Annotated in this window: 2 protein-coding genes; one reads left to right on the forward strand and one right to left on the reverse strand. The window is 60.3% G+C overall.

All coding sequences use genetic code 11. From position 1 onward, the window contains the following. Positions 1-763 precede the first annotated feature (763 nt). A complete protein-coding gene (locus ABJK70_RS21230; protein ID WP_077732809.1) occupies positions 764-3463 on the forward strand; it encodes a PAS domain-containing protein in 2700 nt (899 codons plus the stop codon). Here the strand turns inward: ABJK70_RS21230 and ABJK70_RS21235 are convergent. Then, positions 3444-4051 (reverse strand): class I SAM-dependent methyltransferase (locus ABJK70_RS21235; RefSeq protein ID WP_347259041.1); only part of this gene is annotated, 608 nt, incomplete at its 5' end. The genes ABJK70_RS21230 and ABJK70_RS21235 overlap by 20 nt on opposite strands.

Raw genomic sequence — 4051 nt, forward strand, 5'->3', positions numbered from 1 at the left:
CGTTCGCGGCTCCTACGCCCGCCGCTCACCCCCACATACGTGGGGATGAACCGGGTAGTCCGTTCCAGGGCACCGCAAGTACACTTCCCTGTGGCCTCAGCCAGCCCGCCCGTCCGGGGCGGGCGTCCGCGGCTCCTATGCGCGCGGCTCGCCTCCACGTACGTTGTTCTACCAGTTCAAGCGCTGCGCGCTGTCCTTGATAATATTCGTTTCAATATGCCTACAGCCTGCTGTTTTCGGTTGATCTTCATATATTTGCCCGACGCGTCTCCACTCATGTTCGCTCAGAGCAAAGAGTGCACGCCCATATTCAGACGCGATTTCGCCTTTGTTCAAACTCTTGAACTTGGAAACCGCCTTTCACCGCTCGGATCGACTCAAAAAGTCTCATGAATCCCGAGTGTTCCGGCTTTCAGCTTCCTCAACGTTTGAGGGGAGCCGCTACGCACCCGATCCTGGTTGCGGGAGACTACCCGGTCGCGGCTGTGCGCCGGCACCGCTCCCCGTCTCGCGCTTCTTCGACGGGGCTCTGGGCATACCCTTCGACTCGGGCTCAGGACAGGCTCGCCATCCGGCCAGCCCGCCGCACACTCGGGCACGTCCAACAGCCATTTCTAGGTTGAACGCACGGGTACGCTCCACGAATGTCTGGATGCGGACGAGATAATTGTCGAGAAATTTCTGTCGGATTTCCCGGCAACTCGAAACCCGGAGCGGTAAGATTCATAAATTTGTTAAATTCCGCAGGAAAAGCGGTAGAAAGATGGTGCGTCACCTTAAACGCCTTTTTTTGAACGGCTATGTATTGGCGGTATTGGCGACGTTCGCCGTAATGCTGATATTAAAGACTCTTCAGCCGATCTTCTGGGGGGCGCCTCCCCTGCTTCTTTTTCTGGTCGCGGTTCTGTTCGCGACTTGGCTAGGCGGGTTTCGAGCCGGGTTCCTTGCCACCGTGTTAAGCGCCGCCGTAGGGGCCTACTTTTTGGAAGAACCTGTCGATTCGCTGTTCATCGTCGAAGAAAGGGAGAGACTCCGCGTAGTGTTGTTGTTGGCGGTTGGCACGCTGATGAGTCTGGTGGTCGCGCGTTTGCGAACGATGGAACGGCGGGCGCTGCATGAGGTACTTGAACGAAAGGCTCAGCTCAGGACCGAAATCGCCGAACATCGGCAAACCGAAAAACGGCGATCCGAACTGGAGGAAAAGTTGGCCAACATCGTGGCCACGGTGCCGCTGGCCATTTGCTCCTTTCGATTCAAACCCGACGGCACCATTTGCCTTCCCTACGCCAGCCCCAGATGGACGGAAATTTACGGCATTCCGCCCGAGAACTTAGCGGATGATGCGGAACCCGCCTTCGCCCTGGTTCATCCCGACGATCTCGAATACTTGCGCGCTACGATCGCCGGATCGGCGCGCGCCCTGTCCGATTGGCAAGCCGAATGGCGTGTGCGACACCCGATCAGGGGCGAAATCTGGATCGAAGGAAGCGCCGTGCCCAAACTCGAACCGGATGGCAGCATCCTCGCGCACGGCTTCATCCGCGACATCACCGAGCGCAAGAAAGCCGAAGAGGCGCTGCGCCAAAGCAACGAAGAACTGTCCGTCCTGTTCGATGCGGTTCCGATACCCGTATGGATTGCCGACGACGTCGCTTGCGGCACTGTAAGAGGCAATCCTGCCGCAGCGGCTTTCACCGGTGTCGCTGCCGAATCGAATGTCGGCGAGACGGCAGGGCGCCCATCCGAATCAACCATCCGCAGCACCGAGGCTCCGCTCACGCCCGTCGAATCGACCTTGCGCCGGGCGATCGCGGCAGATCAGCCGGTCGAGGAAACCTCGCTGGAGTTCGTTTTTCCCACGGGCGAACGTCACTACCTCGCCGGCCGGGCAACGCCGCTGTTCGATAGTGGCGGCTCCCCGCGCGGCGCTGTCGCGGCCTTGGCCGATATTACGCCGCTGGTGCGGGACTTCGTGCAAAGCGAAACGCGGTTTCATGCTTTCATGGACAATAGTCCGGCCGTAGCCTGGATGAAAGATACGCAAGGACGATATGTGTACATGAGCAAGGTTCGTGACGACCGCCTCGGAGTGCGACCGCAGGATTGGCTCGGAAAAACGGATTTCGAACTTTGGCCGCGAGAGATTGCAGAGCAGTTCCAAAAGAACGACAGGGAGGCCTTGATCAGCGGCAAGACGGTCGAGACCACTGAAACAACCCCCGATCTCACCGGGGAACGCCGCTGCTGGTGGGTTTTCAAGTTTCCGTTCGAAGATCCCGCGGGGACCCAATTCGTCGGCGGCATCGGCATCGACATTACCGAGCGCCGGCGCGTCGAGGAAGCGCTGCAAGCCAGCGAAGCTCTGAATCGCGCCATACTCGACTCGCTGCTCGAGCACGTAGCCGTAGTCGACCGGGAGGGAAACATCCTGGCAGTCAACCAAGCCTGGCAGCGCTTCGCGCGCGAAAACGGTCCGCAACCCGGAACACCGGTCCCGAATACGGATATCGGAGCGAATTATCTGAAGGTGTGCCGCACCAGTTCCGGCGGAGTTTCGGACGATGCCCTAACGGCATACACCGGCATTCTGAGCGTGCTGAAAGGCGAGCGGGAAAGTTTCGCGATCGAGTATCCCTGCCATGCCCCGGATCGGGAACGCTGGTTCGTCATGCAAGTCACCCCGCTCGGAGCGCCGCCCGGAGCGGCGGTGATTTCGCATACGAACATCACCGAGCGCAAAAAAGCGGAGCAAATGCTCCGCGAAGCCGACCAGCGGAAAACCGAATTCCTCGCCATGCTCGGCCATGAGCTTAGGAACCCTCTGGCTCCGATCCGCAATGCCGTGCAGATCATGCGCAGGCTCGACTTGGACAATCCAAAGATACTCTGGGCTCGCGACATGGTGGACCGGCAGGTGGACCACCTGGCTCGGCTGGTCGACGACCTCCTGGATGTGTCGCGGATCGTTCAGGGCAAGCTGACCCTGCACAAGACTCCGCTGGATATCGCCACGGTCGTACGACAGGCGATCGAGACCAGCCAATCGTATATCGACGCCCAGCATCATACATTGTCCGTTTCGATGCCCGATGAACCGATGCCGCTCGAGGGCGATCCCGTGCGCCTGACCCAAGTGGTGTCCAATCTGCTCAACAACGCGGCCAAGTACACCCGGCAGGGAGGGCGAATCTGGCTGACGGTTACCCGCGACGACGGCGACGCGGTGATCTCGGTGCGCGATACGGGAGAAGGTATTCCCGGCACCTTATTGCCCTATCTATTCGATATTTTCACCCAAGGCCAACGTACCCTGGACCGCGCGCAAGGCGGGCTGGGCCTAGGCTTGACCATCGTTCGGAAAATCGTGGAACTGCATGAGGGAAGGATCGAGGCGAAAAGCGAAGGCCCCGGCAAAGGCAGCGAGTTTATTGTCCATCTCCCCCTTATTTCCGCACTTCCATGACTTTATAGCCGCCGGCTTCGGCTAGCGTTTTTTCATGCTCGGCGTACGTCCGAACCAGTTTTTCGTAAGGCAAATGCCGATTGGCGACGACGTAGAGACGGCCGCCGGGCTTGAGGGAAGCCAGAGCCGCGCGGATGAATGCCTGGCCCAGGCCGGGCTCCGCCTCCCGGCCGGAGTGAAACGGCGGGTTCATGACGACGAAATCGAGCCGGTCGATGGGCAACCCCGCAGTGACGTCGTGCCAATGGAAATGTAGCTGAACACCGTGGGCAAACGCGGCGAGGTTGCGCCGGGCAGCTTCCAGCGCTTTCCATTCGGCCTCGAACAGGTGCAGCTCGGCGACGGAGCGAGAACGAGCGAGCAGCATCCGGCTCAAATAGCCGTAACCGGCGCCGAGGTCGGCGCCACGTCCCGTCAGATCATCCGGCAGATACTCGGCGAGCAGGCGCGAGCCGGGGTCGATGCGGTTCCAGCTGAATACGCCGGGGCGGCTCACCAGATCCGTTCCCGGAATCGGCTGAAGTTCGCCGGCGCCAAGCCAGGATGCCAGCAGCGCTTGGTCGAGCCGGGCCGTTTCCTTTGTTCCGC

The organism is Methylocaldum sp., assembly GCF_039794385.1.
GTDB lineage: Bacteria > Pseudomonadota > Gammaproteobacteria > Methylococcales > Methylococcaceae > Methylocaldum.